The organism is Algoriphagus namhaensis, from assembly GCF_042649705.1.
Classification (GTDB): Bacteria; Bacteroidota; Bacteroidia; order Cytophagales; family Cyclobacteriaceae; genus Algoriphagus; species Algoriphagus namhaensis.
Genome location: NZ_JBHRZS010000006.1, coordinates 763546 through 781002, shown reverse-complemented (window position 1 = coordinate 781002; position 17457 = coordinate 763546). Strand labels below are relative to the sequence as shown.

At 42.6% G+C, this 17457-nt stretch carries 13 protein-coding genes; 3 read left to right on the top strand and 10 right to left on the bottom strand.

The window, feature by feature from the left end:
• Nucleotides 1-20 precede the first annotated feature (20 nt).
• The 5 genes from ACFOSV_RS06915 to mutY form a co-directional block, all read right to left on the bottom strand.
• Nucleotides 21-1499: a glutamate synthase subunit beta gene (locus ACFOSV_RS06915; RefSeq protein WP_377904758.1), complete on the bottom strand. Its 1479-nt coding sequence runs from the start codon at nucleotides 1497-1499 to the stop codon at nucleotides 21-23.
• Nucleotide 1500: 1 nt separating this feature from the next.
• A complete protein-coding gene (gene gltB / locus ACFOSV_RS06910; protein ID WP_377904756.1) occupies nucleotides 1501-5991 on the bottom strand; it encodes a glutamate synthase large subunit in 4491 nt (1496 codons plus the stop codon).
• Between the two features lie 303 nt (nucleotides 5992-6294).
• Nucleotides 6295-7644 (bottom strand): gliding motility-associated protein GldE, encoded by a 1350-nt coding sequence (gene gldE, locus ACFOSV_RS06905; RefSeq protein ID WP_377904754.1) that lies wholly within the window; start codon nucleotides 7642-7644, stop codon nucleotides 6295-6297.
• 74 nt (nucleotides 7645-7718) lie between these two features.
• Nucleotides 7719-8174 carry a single-stranded DNA-binding protein gene (locus tag ACFOSV_RS06900; RefSeq protein WP_377904752.1) on the bottom strand — a complete coding sequence of 152 codons (456 nt, stop codon included), beginning with the start codon at nucleotides 8172-8174 and terminating at the stop codon, nucleotides 7719-7721.
• Nucleotides 8175-8362: 188 nt separating this feature from the next.
• Nucleotides 8363-9430: an A/G-specific adenine glycosylase gene (gene mutY / locus ACFOSV_RS06895; protein ID WP_377904750.1), complete on the bottom strand. Its 1068-nt coding sequence runs from the start codon at nucleotides 9428-9430 to the stop codon at nucleotides 8363-8365.
• 145 nt (nucleotides 9431-9575) lie between these two features.
• Here mutY and ACFOSV_RS06890 point away from each other — a divergent pair, with 145 nt between their 5' ends.
• The 3 genes from ACFOSV_RS06890 to ACFOSV_RS06880 all read left to right on the top strand — a co-directional run bounded on the left by ACFOSV_RS06890 (nucleotide 9576) and on the right by ACFOSV_RS06880 (nucleotide 12480).
• Entirely contained in the window at nucleotides 9576-9884 is a 309-nt protein-coding gene (locus ACFOSV_RS06890; protein WP_377904748.1) for an HU family DNA-binding protein, read from the top strand.
• A gap of 18 nt (nucleotides 9885-9902) precedes the next feature.
• The gene (locus ACFOSV_RS06885) at nucleotides 9903-10724 is read left to right on the top strand and encodes a tetratricopeptide repeat protein (protein WP_377904746.1); all 822 of its coding nucleotides are present in this window, start codon (nucleotides 9903-9905) and stop codon (nucleotides 10722-10724) included.
• 184 nt (nucleotides 10725-10908) lie between these two features.
• Nucleotides 10909-12480 (top strand): Rne/Rng family ribonuclease, encoded by a 1572-nt coding sequence (locus tag ACFOSV_RS06880; protein ID WP_377904744.1) that lies wholly within the window; start codon nucleotides 10909-10911, stop codon nucleotides 12478-12480.
• 31 nt (nucleotides 12481-12511) lie between these two features.
• On the opposite strand, the gene ACFOSV_RS06875 is transcribed toward ACFOSV_RS06880, so the two are convergent.
• The 5 genes from ACFOSV_RS06875 to ACFOSV_RS06855 all read right to left on the bottom strand — a co-directional run bounded on the left by ACFOSV_RS06875 (nucleotide 12512) and on the right by ACFOSV_RS06855 (nucleotide 17453).
• Nucleotides 12512-13621, bottom strand: a complete 1110-nt coding sequence (locus ACFOSV_RS06875) for a DUF4221 family protein (protein WP_377904742.1) — start codon at nucleotides 13619-13621, stop codon at nucleotides 12512-12514.
• Nucleotides 13622-13645: 24 nt separating this feature from the next.
• Nucleotides 13646-14866 (bottom strand): hypothetical protein, encoded by a 1221-nt coding sequence (locus ACFOSV_RS06870; RefSeq protein ID WP_377904740.1) that lies wholly within the window; start codon nucleotides 14864-14866, stop codon nucleotides 13646-13648.
• A gap of 38 nt (nucleotides 14867-14904) precedes the next feature.
• Complete coding sequence (locus ACFOSV_RS06865) at nucleotides 14905-15657, bottom strand: LytR/AlgR family response regulator transcription factor (RefSeq protein WP_377904738.1); 753 nt, start codon at nucleotides 15655-15657, stop codon at nucleotides 14905-14907.
• Nucleotides 15657-16730, bottom strand: a complete 1074-nt coding sequence (locus ACFOSV_RS06860) for a sensor histidine kinase (protein ID WP_377904736.1) — start codon at nucleotides 16728-16730, stop codon at nucleotides 15657-15659. Before ACFOSV_RS06860 ends, ACFOSV_RS06865 begins: the two co-directional genes overlap by 1 nt.
• Nucleotides 16731-16814: 84 nt before the next feature.
• The gene (locus ACFOSV_RS06855; RefSeq protein WP_377904734.1) at nucleotides 16815-17453 is read right to left on the bottom strand and encodes a hypothetical protein; all 639 of its coding nucleotides are present in this window, start codon (nucleotides 17451-17453) and stop codon (nucleotides 16815-16817) included.
• Between the last annotated feature and the right edge of the window lie 4 nt (nucleotides 17454-17457).

Sequence of the window (17457 nt, the reverse complement as noted above, 5' to 3'; positions counted from 1 at the left end):
GGTTTTTTGTTTTAAAACATTTAATCGACGGACTCTTTCTCGTCTAAAACGTGAAAGAAGGACTCATCTTTTTGGGGCAAATTTGAGCTACCCATGAGATACTCATCCACGTGAACGGCGGCTTCTCGACCTTCTGAAATCGCCCAAACGACTAAAGATTGTCCTCTTCGCATATCACCAGCAAGAAATACCCCTTCCGCACTACTTTTGTAATTCTTTGATTTGGGGAGTTTGTTTTCTAGGATTTTTACACCAAAAGCTTCCAAAAGACCATTTTCTGCCGGGCCAGTATAACCAATAGCTAGAAAGGCCAAGTCGCAAGGGATTACCCGCTCGGTGCCTTCAATTTCTTCAAAAATCATCTTTCCATCCTTCGAAACCCACTCGATATCGGTCAGTTTCAAGCCAGTGACCTCTCCCGCTTCATTTCCTACAAACTCCTTGGTCAAAATAGAGAACATACGCTCGGCACCTTCTTCATGTGAGCTGGAGGTTTTTAGGGTCATAGGCCATTCCGGCCATGGATTGGTTGTTTTTCGCTGCTGAGGAGGTTTAGGCAAAAGCTCCAGTTGAGTGATGCTCGCAGCCCCATGTCGATTGGAAGTGCCAATGCAGTCGCTTCCTGTGTCACCTCCCCCGATTACAATAACATGCTTATCCTTGGCAGAGATAGGATTTGATGCTATTTCGCCAGAGATCACTTGGTTTTGTTTGCCGAGGAAATCCATAGCAAAATGAACTCCTTTAAGATCGTGGCCTGGAATGTTTAGTGCTCTGGGTTGAGCCGCGCCTGTTGCCAAAACCACCGCGTGGAAATTGGAAAGGATGTTTTCAGCTTTGATATTAAAGCCCACGTCTGTATCACAAGAGAAGATCACTCCTTCCTCTACCATCAATTCTAACCGCCGATCAATCACCCATTTTTCAAGCTTAAAATCTGGAATGCCGTATCGAAGCAGTCCGCCCGGCTTGCTGTCTTTTTCAAAAACGGTGACTTCGTGCCCTGCTTGATTTAACTGATCAGCTGCCGCAAGTCCCGCAGGCCCTGATCCGATGACGGCCACACGCTTGCCAGTTCTCTTGGTCGGAATTTTTGCTTTGATTAGATCCAGCTCGTAGGCTTTTTCTGCAATGCTTTTTTCGATCAGTTCTATGGCCACTGGATCTTTGTTGATTCCCAGAACGCAGCTGGCCTCGCAGGGTGCAGGACAAATTCTACCGGTAAACTCAGGAAAATTGTTGGTGCTCCTCAAAATTTCAATTGCACTTTTCCAGTCCTGCTCATAGACCGCATCATTGAATTCAGGGATGACATTCCCTAATGGACAACCCGAATGACAAAACGGAACGCCGCAATCCATGCATCTCGCTGCCTGATGATTGAGTCCTTCTGGACTCATTGGTTCATATATTTCCTTATAGTCCCCCACCCGCTCCCTTGGATCTCGGGTGATTGGGGTTTCTCTTTTGAATTGTAAAAATCCTTCTTTTGCTCCCATCTTACACTAATGTTTTTGATTCCTCTTGAGCTCTTTTTTTCAAAACAGCCTTATAGTCTCGAGGAATTACCTTGATAAATGATTCTTTGGCTTCCTCCCAATTAGAAAGGAATTTGGCTCCTAATTCAGAGCTGGTATAAGCTACGTGCTTTTTAAGGTAGGACTTGATAGTGATGTAATCCTCATCTTCCAACAGATCGATGTCAACCAATTCTGGGTTGATTTCTGCGACATAATCCTTGAGAACATAGGCGATGCCTCCACTCATACCTGCGGCGAAATTTCTGCCTATTTCACCCAAATTCACGATAAGTCCTCCAGTCATGTACTCGCATCCATGATCACCAATTCCTTCGATTACCGCATTCACACCAGAGTTTCGTACGCAAAAACGTTCTCCTCCTTTGCCGTTTATAAAAGCCTCACCCGAAGTGCCTCCATAGAAGGCTACGTTTCCGATGATGATATTGTCCTCATGGACAAATCGAGCATTCCTGCTGGGATAAACGATCAGTTTTCCTCCGGAAAGGCCTTTGCCAAAATAGTCATTGGCCTCACCTTCAAGCTCAAACTTGACTCCTTTGGTCAGGAAGCCACCAAACGTCTGTCCGGCCGAACCATGAAATGTAAAGTGTAAAGTGTCCTCAGGGAGCCCTGGGCTACCATAGACCTTGGATATTTCGTTGGAAAGCATGGCGCCAACCGTTCGATCTGTATTTTTAATCGGGAAGGTTGCTTCTACAAACGTAGCTTGTTCCAAAGCTGGAAGTGCCGCTTCAATCAACTTTCTATCAAGGACTTTTTTCAGCTCAAACTCCTGATCAATTTGCTTGTGAATACCCACATGATCTGGTACTTCCACTTTGTGGAAAATTGGACTCAGGTCCACTTTATTCCATTTCCAGTGATTCAAATGTCCAGTGGATTGAAGAATATCGCTTTGTCCGACCATTTCGTCAACGGTACGGAAACCGAGTGATGCCATGATTTGCCGTAGGTCCTCAACAAGGAAATTGAAATAATTCACCACATGGTCTGGGTCTCCGGTAAAGAGTTTTCTGAGCTCAGGGTTCTGTGTAGCGATACCTACAGGGCAAGTGTTTAGATGACACTTTCTCATCATAATACATCCTTCAACCACCAAAGCAGCGGTAGAGATACCCCATTCCTCAGCACCAAGAAGTGTGGCGATAGCCAGATCACGACCTGTTCGAAGCTGTCCATCGGTTTGAAGGACCACACGACTTCTGAGGTTATTTTTTACCAAAGTCTGATGTGCTTCTGAGAGTCCGAGCTCCCAGGGTAGTCCGGCATGGCGAATCGAGCTCAGCGGAGATGCTCCAGTCCCTCCATCAGCGCCAGAGATAAGAATCACATCGGCCATGGCCTTTGCCACTCCGGCTGCCACAGTACCAACGCCTGCTTGAGAAACCAACTTTACATTAACTCTTGCTTCGCGGTTGGCATTTTTCAGATCATAAATGAGCTGTGCAAGATCCTCGATCGAGTAAATATCATGGTGCGGCGGTGGAGAAATCAATCCTACTCCGGGAGTAGAATGCCTTACCCTTCCGATCCAGTCGTCTACTTTATGACCTGGCAATTGCCCTCCTTCTCCAGGTTTTGCGCCTTGTGCCATTTTAATTTGTAATTCCGCGGCATTCGTGAGGTAATTGCTCGTGACACCAAATCTACCGGATGCCACTTGCTTGATCGCTGAGCGCTCCCAGTCTCCATTTTCTTTTCTGGCAAATCTGATTTCATCTTCTCCCCCCTCTCCTGAATTACTTTTAGCGCCAATTCGGTTCATGGCGATGGCCAAAGTGGAATGTGCTTCGTGAGAAATAGACCCAAAAGACATGGCTCCTGTAGCAAAACGTTTCATGATTTGGCTTGCAGGTTCTACCTCATCCAAGGGGATGCTAATTCGTTTTTTGAATTCAAAAAGACCCCTCAATGTCAAAGCATCTTTTGTCTGCTTATTGACCCGATGAGCAAATTTCTTGTATAACTCAAAGTCTCCCAATCGGGTGGATTTTTGTAGTAAATGGATCGTCTCAGGGTTGAAAAGATGCTTTTCACCCCTACGCTTCCATTGGTAAACGCCTCCTGTCTCAAGGACCGGTGACTCCGCATGGTAAGCAGCTCTATGTCTTACCAAGACTTCCTCAGCAAGATCGTCAAAGGATATTCCACTAATTCTTGAAATGGTCCCTTTGAAACAACGGTCGATTACCTCTGGGCCTAATCCCAGCGCCTCAAAAATCTGGGCGCCTTGATAGGACTGAAGGGTACTAATTCCCATTTTCGAAAGAACCTTCAAAAGCCCTTTTCCAATAGCAGTTTGATAGTTTTCGAAAAGTTCTTCTTGACTTTTCACCTTCGGGAATCGACCTTCTTCAAATGCCTTGAGGAGAGATTCTAGGGCTAAATAAGGATTGATAGCAGAAGCTCCATAACCAATGGCCGTGGCAAAATGGTGTGTCTCTCGGATATCTCCTGATTCCAAGACTAGTCCAGCGCGAGTTCTAAGTTTATGCTTTACAAGATGATGATGCACGGCTCCAATTGCTAACAAGGATGGAATGGGTGCATTGGATAGATCACTGTATCTATCCGAAATGATGAGGATATTTTTTCCTTCATGAATGGCATCTGTAGCTTCTTTGCAGAGACGATCAAGAGCTTCCAGCAATCTTCCCGGCTGATGGTCAGCCGCGAAATGTGCAAGAAGTTTTTTGGAGCGATAGCCAAGATGCTCCATTTGCTCTACTTTTTCCAAGTCTTCATTCAAGAACACGGGCTGAGAAATATGGATCTGCTTGGTATGCTTTGGCGTTTCGTCTAGGATATTATGACCTTCACCCAACCTAGTAAACAAGGACATCACTAAGCGCTCCCGGATGGGATCAATCGGCGGATTACTCACCTGTGCAAAGAGCTGTTTGAAGTAATTCGAAATATGTTGGCTTTGCTTCGAAAGTACGGCTAAAGGAGTATCCGCACCCATTGAGCCAATCGGTTCGTAACCGGTGGATCCCATGGGTTCAAGAATCAGTTTGACTTCTTCACTGGTATATCCAAATACCGTTTGGCATTTGGTAATATTTTCCGTGGAGTAGGGATGCTTCAGTGTTTTTGGTGAAGGCTCGAGTCTCAGCTTGATTCGCTGATCACGTACCCACTCCTCATAAGGTGATTTGCTGCAGACTTCTTCTTTGATTTCGTCATCAAAACGCACCACTCCTTTTTCAAGATCCGCCCAAAGCATTTTACCTGGACTGATTCTTCCTTTTTCTACAATCGTAGCTTCGCGAATGGGTAATGCACCAGCTTCTGACGAAAGTACCAATCTCTTGTCCTTTGTGATGAAATATCGAAGCGGTCGGAGACCATTTCTGTCGAGCGTCGCACCCACAGATTTGCCGTCTGTGAAAAGTAGTGCTGCTGGTCCATCCCAGGGCTCGACAAGTGAGGCGTGGTACTTATAAAAAGCTTTTCGCTTGCGATCCATCACACTATTGTCCTGCCAGGCTTCTGGCACGAGCATCATCATGGCGTGGGGCAGCGTCCGTCCGCTTAGAGTCAATAATTCCACCATGGCATCGAGATTAGCGGAGTCAGAGTTCAGCTTATTGGTAATTGGCAAAAGCTTCGATAACTCATCTTCTGAAAAGTACTTGGAGCTCATGAGTGTTTCCTTTGACTTCATTTTATTCAGATTACCTCTAATGGTGTTGATTTCACCATTGTGTGATAGGAATCTGAAAGGCTGTGCCAATCGCCAGTTTGGAAATGTATTGGTAGAAAACCTAGAGTGCACGATGGCAAAGGCAGATTCGATCTGTGGGTTTTGAAGGTCTTTGTAGAAATCCAAAACCTGATCTGTTCGCAATTGACCCTTATAAATGATCGTCTTGCTACTTAAGCTGGCAAAGTAGAAGGAGTGATTGACTCCAGGAATTTTTGAATTGATCTCGGCAGTGGCATAGTTTCTCAGGACGTAAAGCTTTCTTTCGAGAGCGATGCCGGTAAGGCCGTCTTTGTGACGAACGAATAGTTGCTCAATATTTGGCATTACGTCCAAAGCCCCTGATCCCGGTACAGTCACATCCACGGGCACAGTACGGTAGCCGATAAGCTCAAAATCCAGTTCTTTGAGGATTTTGTTTAGTAATTTCTTTGAGCTTTTGAAAAGCTGCTTGTTCTTTGGGAAAAAAGTCATTCCCACACCATAAGTACCTTCTTCAGGGAGTTCGATTTCTGATCGGGCAGTTACTTTTTTGAAAAAATGGTGGGGTATCTGGATTAGAATTCCTGCTCCATCCCCTGTTTTAGGATCACTGCCTCGACCGCCTCGGTGCTCCATATTGCTCAGCATGAAGAGTGCATCATGGATGGTCTCATGCGTCGCCTCGGCGTTCAAATCGACCACAGCCCCGATGCCACAGGAGTCGTGCTCAAAAGCGGATCTGTATAATCCTTTCTGCATTATTTAATAAATTTAATAGGTTGAAATTTTTCAAAAAATACGGAAAAATTTCCTTTCTTTAAAATTACGGCAACAAACAGGGCTGATTTCTAAAATAATATTTACAGATTCTAAAAAAATTATGAATTTGTTAATTGCTGTTTGGTTTTAATAGTTAGCTCATTTTGAGGATAATTCTGATTTTCTCAAAAAAGTGGTTTAAAAAAAGCCCAGATTCTTGAAATAATCTGAAATAAAACCAGAAATAGGCTTCAGTAAATTTTTTTTGGAAAAATTGATTGTTGGGTTTAGCCAAAAGCTGGATTAATCTGAAAAAGGATGATGATCCTTGAGATTACTCCCGATTAATTGGACTTTAACCTTTTTGATTTTTCTAGAATCCACTGCGAGCACGGTGAAGATCATATCTTGGAATTTGATCTTGGTTCCATGTCTAGGTAGTTTGGAGTTGATCTCAAGCAACAAACCACCCAAGGACTCACTTTCTCCCTTGACCTCATCAAAAATTTGCCCGTCAAGGTCAAGTTTTTTGCAAAAATCATTCAAAGAGACCTTACCCTCAAAAATAAAGGTGTTTGGGTCGATTTCTTTGAAATAGACGTCTTCAGTATCGTCAAATTCATCATTGATTTCACCGATGATTTCCTCAATCAGATCTTCCAATGTGACTAATCCTGATGTCCCGCCATATTCGTCAACGACGATAGCCATGTGTACGCGCTTGGATTGAAAATCTTTGAGAAGCGTGTCCACTTTTTTGTTTTCTGGTACAAAAAAGCTTTTACGTATCAGCTCTTTCCATGCGAAATCCTCATCTCGCTCGATATAGGGAAGGAGATCTTTGATATAGAGTATCCCTTGAATATTGTCTATTGTTTCTTCGTAAACAGGGATTCGTGAGAAGCCACTTTTATTGATTCGATCCATTAATTCATGGAAGTCCATTTCCACATCCACTGCAGTGAGATCCATTCGGCTTTTCATCACCTGCTTTACGGTCAGTGTCCCGAAGTTTACTATTCCCCTCAGGATATCCTTTTCGTCCTCTCCCGCATCTTCTGTGGTGATTTCTAGCGCTTGGTTCAGCTCATTCACTGAAAGAGAATAAGACCTTTTCTCAATTTTGCTTTCGATCAGATTTCCAATAGACATCAAGAGAAAAGAGACAGGCTTTAAGAGGCTATTGAAAAATGCGATACTCGGAGCCATAGTTTTGCTAAAGCTGACTCGAGCCTTGTTTGCGTACACCTTTGGTACTATTTCTCCAAAAAAGACAATGGCAAAGGTGATCCCCACCGTTTGAACCAAGATAATCACAATTCCTTTTGCGTCGAGCCCAAAAATGGTCCAAGACACAAAGGTCGTCAGTGTGACTATGGCAATGTTGATCAGATTATTGAGAATGAGAATAGTACTAAGTAAGCTCTTGGGGCTTTCAACCAGCTTGAGTACTTTTTGAGATTCTTTAGAATCCTCCTCATTGAGCTGGAAAAGGTCGTCGTTGGTCAGGGAAAAAAATGCCACTTCGGAACCCGAAACTAGTGCGGATCCCAGGAGTAAAAGGACGAAAAGCAGGCCATTAAAGATCAAGTAGCTCGGCGTGAGCTCGGCGATTTGTGCGATCAGGTGGTAACTCGGGTAGGGGTCGTCCATAAATAATTCTCAGAAAGAATTACAAAATTAATGAAAATTCCCCCAAGATAAGTTCCTGGGGGAATGGTAAAGTATTAGAAGGGTAAATCATCATCATCTCCAGAAAGGTCTGGAGCTGGAGTAGATGCTGGTTGAGGTTTGGAGGCAGCTGCTTGTGGGGCTCCTTGATCCATTGCTGGTGGAGCACTTCCGCTGTCTTGCCTTCCTCCAAGCATGGTAAAGCTCAGTACCCGGATTCTCACTCTCTTCCGATTTTGACCTTGATCATCTTGCCAGCTATCGGTTTTGATTTTCCCCTCTACGTAGATTTGCATGCCTTTTTTGAGGTATTGCTCAGCTACTTTGGCCTGTCCACCCCATAGTTCCAGATCATGCCATTCGGTCTGCTCGACCTTGTTGCCATTTCTGTCTTTATACGATTCTGTGGTTGCGAGTCGAAGGTTTGCCACCACGTTGTCTCCTTCGAGATACTTGACTTCCGGGTCTGCCCCGAGATTTCCGAGAAGGATTACTTTATTTACTCCTGCCATTGATACTTTGGTTTGTTATGCTTTCAAATGTTTTAGCCGAATACCTGTCAATCTATGATAAGTATGCTCTTTTATTATTAGGCTGAAAAAAGACTAGTCTTTTAAATCGGTATTTCATACCTTCCTACGTCCAGTCAAGCAAGCAAAAATGGATGCTGGCTGAGTTACGAAGATTAGTTTAAATTTAATCAAATCCCTTGATCCTTCAAATAATTCACGATCAACTTAGGCTTGGCAAGTCGCTCAATTTCTTCTTCCGCCACTAGTGCAAAATCCTGCTCTTCGCAGATTTTTTGGAGTTTTGCGTAGGAGGAAGTTGGTAATTTCCATTCAGAAAACCTGACATTTAATTTTTGATGCGACAGCAAATGTCTGTATTCCTTGCCTTCAGAATTGATCTTCTCAGGGTTAAGTTGAGCCAATGCATCGTCTAGGCTCTCATCAGCCCCTTCTCTGGAGGGAAAATCAAAAAGGCCTTCCCAGATATCACCGGATTTTCTCTTTTTCCACACCCAGTCATTTCCGCAGGTTAATACATGATAGTGGATCTGACGTTCTTTTACTTTGGTTTTGTTGATCTTGACTGGAAGCTTTTGTACCAAGTCATTATTAAAAGCGAAGCAATTTCTTTTCAAAGGACAGTTTTCACAATCGGGATTTTTGGGTACACATTGGCGAGAGCCAAAATCCATCATGGCTTGGTTGAATTCGGCAGGGTTATCTTTTGGGATCAGCTCGTTTGCCAAGGCTTCAAATTCCTTTTTTGCTTTGCCTGTGGCAATGTCTGATTCAATCCCAAAAATTCGGGCTAAAACCCGGAATACATTTCCGTCCACTACGGCCTGTGCCTCTCCAAATGCAAAACTGGAGATCGCAGAGGCGGTATAGCTTCCCACACCTTTCAATTTCAACAGCTCGGCATAGCTTTCTGGAAATTTACCATCCAACTCAAACCAGATTTGTTTAGCACAAAAGTGGAGGTTTCGTGCTCGGCTGTAGTAACCTAGTCCTTGCCATAGGCGGAGAACTTCTTCTTCTGGGGCCAGAGCCAAATTTTTAAGTTCTGGATAAGCCTCCACAAACTTATAATAATAAGGCATGCCTTGGGCCACTCGGGTCTGCTGAAGAATGATCTCAGAGAGCCAAATATGATATGGATTTTGGGTTTCTCTCCAAGGTAAATCTCTTGGATTGTCACGATACCAGCGAATGATGTGCTGTGAAAAGGCTTGATTGTCAAGGTATTTGTGCTTCATTCTGTTCCAAACTCAGGAATACAAAACAAGGTAATTTTTCTCAATATGTTTTTTAATTGCAATCGTTCTCGTACATTTGCAGTCCCAAAAACACTTGGTTAATAGGTTGTTAAGCTTATTTTATAAATTCTAAATATACATTACAGTGACAAAAGCAGAGGTAATCACTAAGATTTCTGACAAGACAGGTATCCAAAAGGACGATGTAACTCAGACAGTTGAAGCATTCTTCAAAGTGGTAAAAGAATCCATGGCAGAAGGTGAAAACATTTACGTTAGAGGCTTCGGAAGCTTCATCAACAAGAAAAGAGCGAAGAAAATTGCTCGAAACATTTCAAAAAATACTGCCATCGTGATTGATGAGCATTACATTCCTGCTTTTAAGCCTTCTAAAGTATTCGTTGAGAAGATCAAAACAAGCAAGAAGATTAAAGAATTAGCGCCACAGGATTAAGCCTGAGCGTAATTTGACATGAAGAGGTCTCAACTCATCGTAGTAGTCATTGGCGTAGTCGCTATCGTCGGACTCTATTCACTCCCCAAAATGGTTGTGGATAATGAAGAAGAAATTAGCGGATTGACGGATGAGACTACACCCACTTCCGCCGATGGCATGGTGGAGATGCATGAGGCCGAGCTTACCCCCGAGCAAGCGGCTAGCAGAGCACAAAATCAACAAAAACTGAATGAATCCACTTCTTCTGAAGAAAAAGTGGCCTCGGCCAGAGATCTTGCGTTGATGTATAAGGAGCTAGGAAAATTTGACAGTGCAGCATACTATTATGGCTTCATTGCCAAAGAGACCGAAAATCTCAGTGATGTGGAGCAAGCAGGCGAATCGTATTATGAAGCCTTCACCTTCGCTTTAGATCCGGAGAAAGTTTCCAGTACTGCAGAGCAAGCACGGGACTATTTGAATCAAGTTTTGGATAACGATCCTGCCCGACTTGACTTGAAGACCAAAGTGGCCATGACATATGTGTCCTCTTCCAATCCTATGCAGGGTATTACCATGCTTCGGGAAATCTTGGAAGAAGATCCACAAAATGAAGATGGGCTATTTAATATGGGGATTCTCTCCATGCAGTCTGGTCAATACAAGCGGGCTAGTGAGCGGTTTGAAGAACTGGTCAAATATCACCCGAATAATCTGCAGGGGCAGTTTTATCTTGGGGTGAGCTATTTTGAAGCAGGTCAAAAAAACAAAGCGAAAGCTCAGTTTGAGGAAGTAAAGAAAATGACCCAAGACGAGATGATCTTAGGCAGTATTCAAGGCTATCTCGATCAATTGTAAATAAATTTGTAACACATAAATTCAAAGACTATGCCTTGCGGTAAGAAAAGAAAAAGACATAAGATCGCTACGCACAAGCGTAAGAAGAGACTTAGAAAAAACAGACACAAGAAGAAGTAATTCTTTGCTGTAAAATGCCCTGAACCGGGCCAAACGTTCATTTACATAGTAAACTATACACGATTTGAGTACGGAATTATTAATTGATTCTGCTCAAAACGGGAGTCGTATAGCCCTTCTTCGAGACAAGAGGTTGGTTGAGTTGCATTCCGAAGGAATGGACAATCAATTCAAGGTTGGAGATATTTACCTAGGAACAGTCCGCAAGATCGTCAATGGGCTTAATGCCGCATTCATTGACGTAGGATATGAGAAAGACGCCTTTCTCCACTATCAGGATCTAGGATCAAATTTCAATAGCCTTGGAAAGTTCACCAAAATGGTGCGCAACAACAACTACCAAGGAGTCAATCTGAAGGGTTTCCAAAACGAACCTGAAATAGACAAGGTGGGGAAGATTTCCAACATCCTGTCTAAAAACAACCAAATTCTGGTTCAGGTCGTCAAAGAGCCTATCTCTTCGAAAGGTCCTCGACTCTCATGCGAGCTCTCTCTTCCTGGTCGCTATCTCGTGCTAGTTCCATTTTCGGATTCGGTCAACGTATCCAAAAAAATCCGGAGCAGCGACGAGCGCAAAAGACTACTGAGACTTATCAACTCAATCAAACCAGCCAACTTCGGAGTAATCATCCGAACTGTAGCCGATGGACAATCGGTCACTGAGTTGGATCGGGACCTTCGCAACCTCACCGAAACATGGGAGGAAGGAATGAGAAAGTTGAACAAGGCGAAAAGTCGCGACAAGATAATAGGAGAGATGAGTATGGCTTCCTCACTAGTGAGAGACCTGCTCAACGAATCATTCGATGGAATCACCGTAGAAGAAGAATCAACGTATGATCAGATTAAATCCTACATCAGAAGCATAGCTCCTGAAAAAGAAAAAATTGTCAAGCTTTACAACGGTAAGGCTAAACTATTTGAAAGTTTTGGAATAGAAAAGCAGATCAAAAGCCTGTTTGGACAGACGGTAAGCCTCCCCGCGGGTGGCTATCTCATTATTGAGCATACCGAAGCACTTCACGTCGTAGACGTCAATAGTGGAAATAAGTCCAACCAAGAAAATGATCAAGAGTCAACAGCGCTAAAGACCAATTTGGTTGCCGCTAAAGAAATGGCTCGACAGCTTCGTCTCCGTGATATGGGAGGCATCATCGTTATCGATTTTATCGATATGAAAAAAGCCGAAAATAAGAAAGCGGTTTACGAGGCGATGAAAGAAGAAATGAGTAGTGATAGATCCAAACACACTGTACTGCCCCTCAGTAAATTTGGGCTGATGCAGATTACCCGACAAAGGGTACGTCCAGAAGTCAACATTGTGACTCGTGAGACATGCCCTTCTTGCAACGGTACCGGCAAAATCCAAGCCTCCATTCTTGTGGCGGATAAGCTGGAAAGTGATCTAGAGCACATGGCTACTATCCAAAATGTGAGCAAAATTCACATAGGGCTGCATCCCTACTTACATGCATACTTCACCAATGGCTTGATTAGTCAGCGAGTGAAGTGGTTTTTCAAATATTTCAAATGGGTAAACCTGATCAAAGATTCTTCACTGCCAGTGACGGAATACAGATTCTTGGATGAATCTGGCGACGAAATAGAACTTAAAGTAAAAAGCGAGACTGAATAGTCTCGCTTTTTTTTATGCTTCGAGGAATCTCTCAATCCCTGAACTTTGAGAAATCAAGCCTTACATATCCCACTTGATCCTCTGACTTTGGGTAGCCTACCCATAAGTAAAAGCCACTGGGTGTATTAAATCCTCCAGTAGCAAATGGCATGATTACCTCGCCAATTTTTACTAGTGATTTGTCCAAAACCACCATTTTGGTGAGGGGAAATAAACCATCATCTCGGTTTTGCTCGGTATCACGAATCACTTCCACCATCCGCAGGTATACCTCCTCTTGTTCTGCCCAAAAAATCCCACCGTATTGGCTAGTATTGTTGTTTGAGTTGAAAACAATCCATTCACCCTCTTGAGTGACCTCCCCCTTTAGAAAATTCATGGGTTCACTCACTCCAGCAAATACCTTGAAATTTCCCCCTTTTCCGATTACAAGTAGTGAATCACTAGCCGGTAAGGAGATCAGCATTTCTTTTGTATCTGGGGAATAGCTATTCCTGTATCTACTAAAATTCGCATCATTCAGCAGTCCTTGGTATTCTTTAGGCCAAGTAAATGAAAGATAGGAGTAGGTTGAAAAATCTGTATCATATTTTAGAATCCAATCTTCATACTGAATGACTGTTTCGTTGAGCACAAAAGGGACATCAGGAATCAAAAGTGTGGCTCCATCTCTATACATGTTCGCTCCCATTCGTGTGCTATAGTTTGCAGATTGGCGCGACTCCTCTGCCTCAGGAAGTTCACGTCTTTGCAAGACCTTTCCAAAGAGATCAGCTTTAATCAGCTCTAGATTTGAAATAAACCAAATGACATCTTCTTCGATGAAAAAGGCTTGGACAAAGGCTCCGATTCCATCTGGCCCTTCGCTTTCATACTTTTGGGTACGGAGTAGCCTTCCTTCCGGAAAGCTATATTCATACAAGGTCTCTGCAATAAAAGTTTTAAGTACTTGGGCCTCTTTATCACCTTCGAAATAACTGAAGTCATAGCCTAGCTCTTTGGTCAAGGGGCTTTTTTCAAGGTAGAGCGTATCGCTTACTAGATCGCTAAGCTCCAAAACAGGCATTTCTTTTTGTGACGAATTTTCACAAGAAAAAAATGCGAGAATCAAAATCAGGGATAAGACTAAAGTTTTTCTCATGATTTTTATAAAAAGGTGAGAAATCTACTTTTTGATAAAATCAATTTCATCCCATTGTTTCCGAAGGCGAATCTCTTCAGGCTTATTAGAGAATAAATTATAGTTTACCATTAGTTTTTCTACCTTCAAGGTAAAGGTACCTGCGGGTAAGTGTCCGATCGGAATGACTGTTTCAAATACTTTCTGATCAGTCACGTTAATTCTATTCCGACGCCAAGGGCCAGCTTCTAGAACTTCATCATTGACAATAAATCTATAGATATCTGGTGTATCTTCCAGCTTATGCCAGTTTAGGGAGTCCAGTTCAGTTTTGAAATTACTTTTCAGATCCTCAATAAATTTTTCATCGCCTTGGTATCTGGCGATACTTAATCTTAACAAATCCCCATCTACAAATTCACTCGCCAAAAATACACGAGGATACCTGCGAGATTCATCATGATATTCCATGTATGAAAGGTCTTTACTAGGCCATTTCAATTCATTCTCCAACAAATTAGTCTCATTAAAAAAGAGTGAAAAATCACGCACATCGCTGTAAATCAGGGGGGTGGAGAGCACAAAAATCCCGAACCCATACCAGATACTGAACCATTTGCCCATATTACTTTGATAAACAGCACTTACTGATGCCATGATGCTTCCTCCATATCTCTCTTTGATTCTGGATTTTTTCCCTAAAATCATGAGAAGGTAAAATCCTATGACGCTGAGCATGAAAGTGAGATAAATAATGAAAAAATTTACATCCAGGATGACATAAAGAAAAAGGAGTATTCCTAAATAGGTGGTGAAGACCAAAATCACAAAAACCAGAGAAATGGGATAGGCAAATGTCATGCTGCAAGTGCGCTCCATTTCTAAAACCATATCAGCTGGTTTCCGATAATTGTAGTCTCTAGATATCTTAAAAAGATTCTCTTTGATCACGCCCTTGGGAAAAGCATAGCTCAAACCAAGAAGTCCCGCCCAGATAAATCGTAGTACCAAATGGACCACGAAGAAAATCTTGAAAACACTAATCACTGCGCTAAGGTAAAGAAGCACCAACATGGCCCCGAGAAAAGCCATGCCTACTTCCTGAACCAGCATTGCAGAAAAGGCGTAAATCTTTGACGGGAAAGCAAAAAGAAATGCCAGAATGATACCTGAAATAATTACTTCTGGCTCCCAACTATTTCGCTGCAGATTTTCTAACCAGGTAAGTTCGTCTTGTTTTTTATCTACATCTGAGTTCGGCTCCATGAAAGCTAAGATTGCAAATTCTTCGGGTTAATTAAAATCTATTGATCAAGCCAATCCTTAAAGTCTGCGACCTTGTCCCGACTGATTAAGATATCCTGATTTTGGCAATTGGTCAAGATCACTTTTAGGCGACTATTGGAGTAGGTGATAATGTCTGAAATGGATGTGATCGTAGCGAGAAATTTCCGATTGAGTCTAAAAAAAAGTTTCGGATCCACCATGCCCTCGGTTTGTTCCATGGTGGAGTCGAGAATAAAGCGTTTGCCACCATGAGTTTGAAGATAGGTGACTTTGGACTCACTAAAGAAAAATGCCACATCTTCTACGGGGATGCTTTGGATCTTTTCTCCAAATTTGACTAGAAATCGGCTTTTATAAGCTTTAGGCGGTGGTGCTAAAAGTGCTTGGATCTGCGACAAATCCAACTCCGTTTGAGATCGAGTGCTTTTGAATTTGTTGATTGCTTGCTCCACCGCTTCAGGATCAAGGGGCTTGAGAAGATAATCCACCGAATTGACTTTAAAAGCCTGTATGGCATATTGATCAAAGGCGGTGGTGAAAATAACTGGGGAACTAACCGGGATTTCTTTGAAAATCTCAAAGCTTATTCCGTCTGCAAGCTGTATATCGCAAAAAATCAAATCAGGGGCAGGGTTTGTTCTCAGCCAATCCATAGAGGACTTTACCGTATCTAGATTTCCATGAATTTGTGCACCTGGAAAATGAGGCTCAATCAGCCTTTTGAGTCTGGCCGCTGCTGGATTTTCGTCTTCGATGATCAGGATTTGCATCAGTTCAGCTCAATTAATGGAAGTCGTACAACAAATTCGTCATCGGAATGAATGATCAAAGGAAGTCGCTTTCCTAAAAATTCATAGCGAAGCTCAATATTTTTGAGTCCTATTCCAGCAGACTCTTCCACTTGCTGCCTTTTAGGCTGGTAGGTATTTGCTATGACTAGGTCATTTCCGTCTTGAAAAATCTGGATAAATAGTGGGTTGGATTTACTGGCTTCATTGTGTTTGATGGCATTTTCGAGTAGGAGCTGTAGCGAAAGTGGTGGCAAGTATGCGTCTTGCTTTTCATCCACCTTGATATTGAAGGCCAGATTTTCTTCAAATCGCAGTTTTTGAAGCTCCAGATAATTTCGCGCAAAATCCAATTCCTGTGTTAAAGGTATGAGCTCTTCCTGCTGTACTTCTAACACATAGCGATAGATTTTTGAGAGCTTTTGGATAAAGGCAGCGGACTTGTCGGCATCCTCATAGACGAGGTTGGAAAGAACATTCAGCGAATTGAACAGAAAGTGAGGGTTGAGCTGATTTTTGAGGGTTTGATACTGGCTGGAGATTTTTTCTGTTCGAAGTTGCTCAGCTTCGATTGCTGATTTTCGCCACTCCATTAGCCAGGATCTGGTCGTGAAAATGGCCATAAAGATAAAGGCAAATTTCATCGGGTTGAGAGTACCCTGTACGATTGGTCCCCAGGGAATATCGTCAAGTGTGAACTGACCCATAAAAAAGGAAATTCCAAAAACAAGAATATAGGAAGCAATGAAGGTATAGGCCATATAGCTAACAATGGTGAATACCAGTCGCTGCACAGGCTTTTCCACCCAGGATAATCTCTTGTCGAAGAAATAATCCACTTGGCTTCCTCCATAACTTAGAACTGATGAGAATAGAAAAACAAAAATAAATTCATCTAGAAGCTCACCAATACCTTCCAAAGAGGTAATGCAGGAAGGGCAAAAAGTAATCGTTATAATCAATGCCATTAAGAAATTTATCCCGATAAATTTTGGGACACTTACCCAAAGGGCGTGCTCGGAATTGATGGCATGTGGACGGGAGCTACTAGACATGGATTTGAATTTATCAAAAAAGAGCCAATACTCTACTAATTTTAGAATACGGCTCTTTTTTAAATTGTAAACAATTAAGTTGGTTTAGTTACATTCTGCATACATTTTTTTCGCATTATCCCATCCCCAAGAAGGTAAGAGGTAGTTTTCGTCAATTTTTTCGGCTTCTTTTTCGAACAAGTCTAGGCTCATTTTAACCATTCCACATGCTTTTTCTGGTCCTTGACCAAAGAATTTGGCCATTCCACCTTCCATTTGGGCCATGAGATATACGGCACGAGGATTATTGCGGTCTTGTCCGATGGCCTTTCCAAAAAGTTGTAAAACTTGTGGGCTTAAGCTTTGGCCTCTCGATCCTGGGTCCACTGCGACGATGCCCATCAAGATATAACCTTCTAAGGCTGTAATCTCAGAGTTGGCAGCACCTGCATCTTTGATAATTTTCAAATATTCCTTCGCTTCCTCAAAGTATGCGTCCTTATCCACTTCGAAGCGTAGAGCTGCTTCCGTCTGTACGAGCGCAGCGTAATACATGGGTAGCCATTCGGTCATATTCGCTTGTGCTATTCTCAAAAATCCATTTTTCACCTGCTGAGCTTCAGCGTCTGATTGAATATTTTTCATTTCCGAAAGTTGGGTTTTCATCGCTTCCTCATAGTCAGAGGCGAATGAAAAGCTAATCCTAAAAAGAGCTAAAATGAGGGTTAATGTGTGAGTTTTCATAATT

Excerpts from the sequence above, each read along its gene's own strand:
- ACFOSV_RS06915 (WP_377904758.1), bottom strand. The coding sequence starts at position 1,499 with ATGGGAGCAAAAGAAGGATTTTTACAATTCAAAAGAGAAACCCCAATC.
- gltB (WP_377904756.1), bottom strand. The coding sequence starts at position 5,991 with ATGCAGAAAGGATTATACAGATCCGCTTTTGAGCACGACTCCTGTGGC.
- gldE (WP_377904754.1), bottom strand. The coding sequence starts at position 7,644 with ATGGACGACCCCTACCCGAGTTACCACCTGATCGCACAAATCGCCGAG.
- ACFOSV_RS06900 (WP_377904752.1), bottom strand. The coding sequence starts at position 8,174 with ATGGCAGGAGTAAATAAAGTAATCCTTCTCGGAAATCTCGGGGCAGAC.
- mutY (WP_377904750.1), bottom strand. The coding sequence starts at position 9,430 with ATGAAGCACAAATACCTTGACAATCAAGCCTTTTCACAGCACATCATT.
- ACFOSV_RS06885 (WP_377904746.1), top strand. The coding sequence starts at position 9,903 with ATGAAGAGGTCTCAACTCATCGTAGTAGTCATTGGCGTAGTCGCTATC.
- ACFOSV_RS06875 (WP_377904742.1), bottom strand. The coding sequence starts at position 13,621 with ATGAGAAAAACTTTAGTCTTATCCCTGATTTTGATTCTCGCATTTTTT.
- ACFOSV_RS06870 (WP_377904740.1), bottom strand. The coding sequence starts at position 14,866 with ATGGAGCCGAACTCAGATGTAGATAAAAAACAAGACGAACTTACCTGG.
- ACFOSV_RS06865 (WP_377904738.1), bottom strand. The coding sequence starts at position 15,657 with ATGCAAATCCTGATCATCGAAGACGAAAATCCAGCAGCGGCCAGACTC.
- ACFOSV_RS06860 (WP_377904736.1), bottom strand. The coding sequence starts at position 16,730 with ATGTCTAGTAGCTCCCGTCCACATGCCATCAATTCCGAGCACGCCCTT.
- ACFOSV_RS06855 (WP_377904734.1), bottom strand. The coding sequence starts at position 17,453 with ATGAAAACTCACACATTAACCCTCATTTTAGCTCTTTTTAGGATTAGC.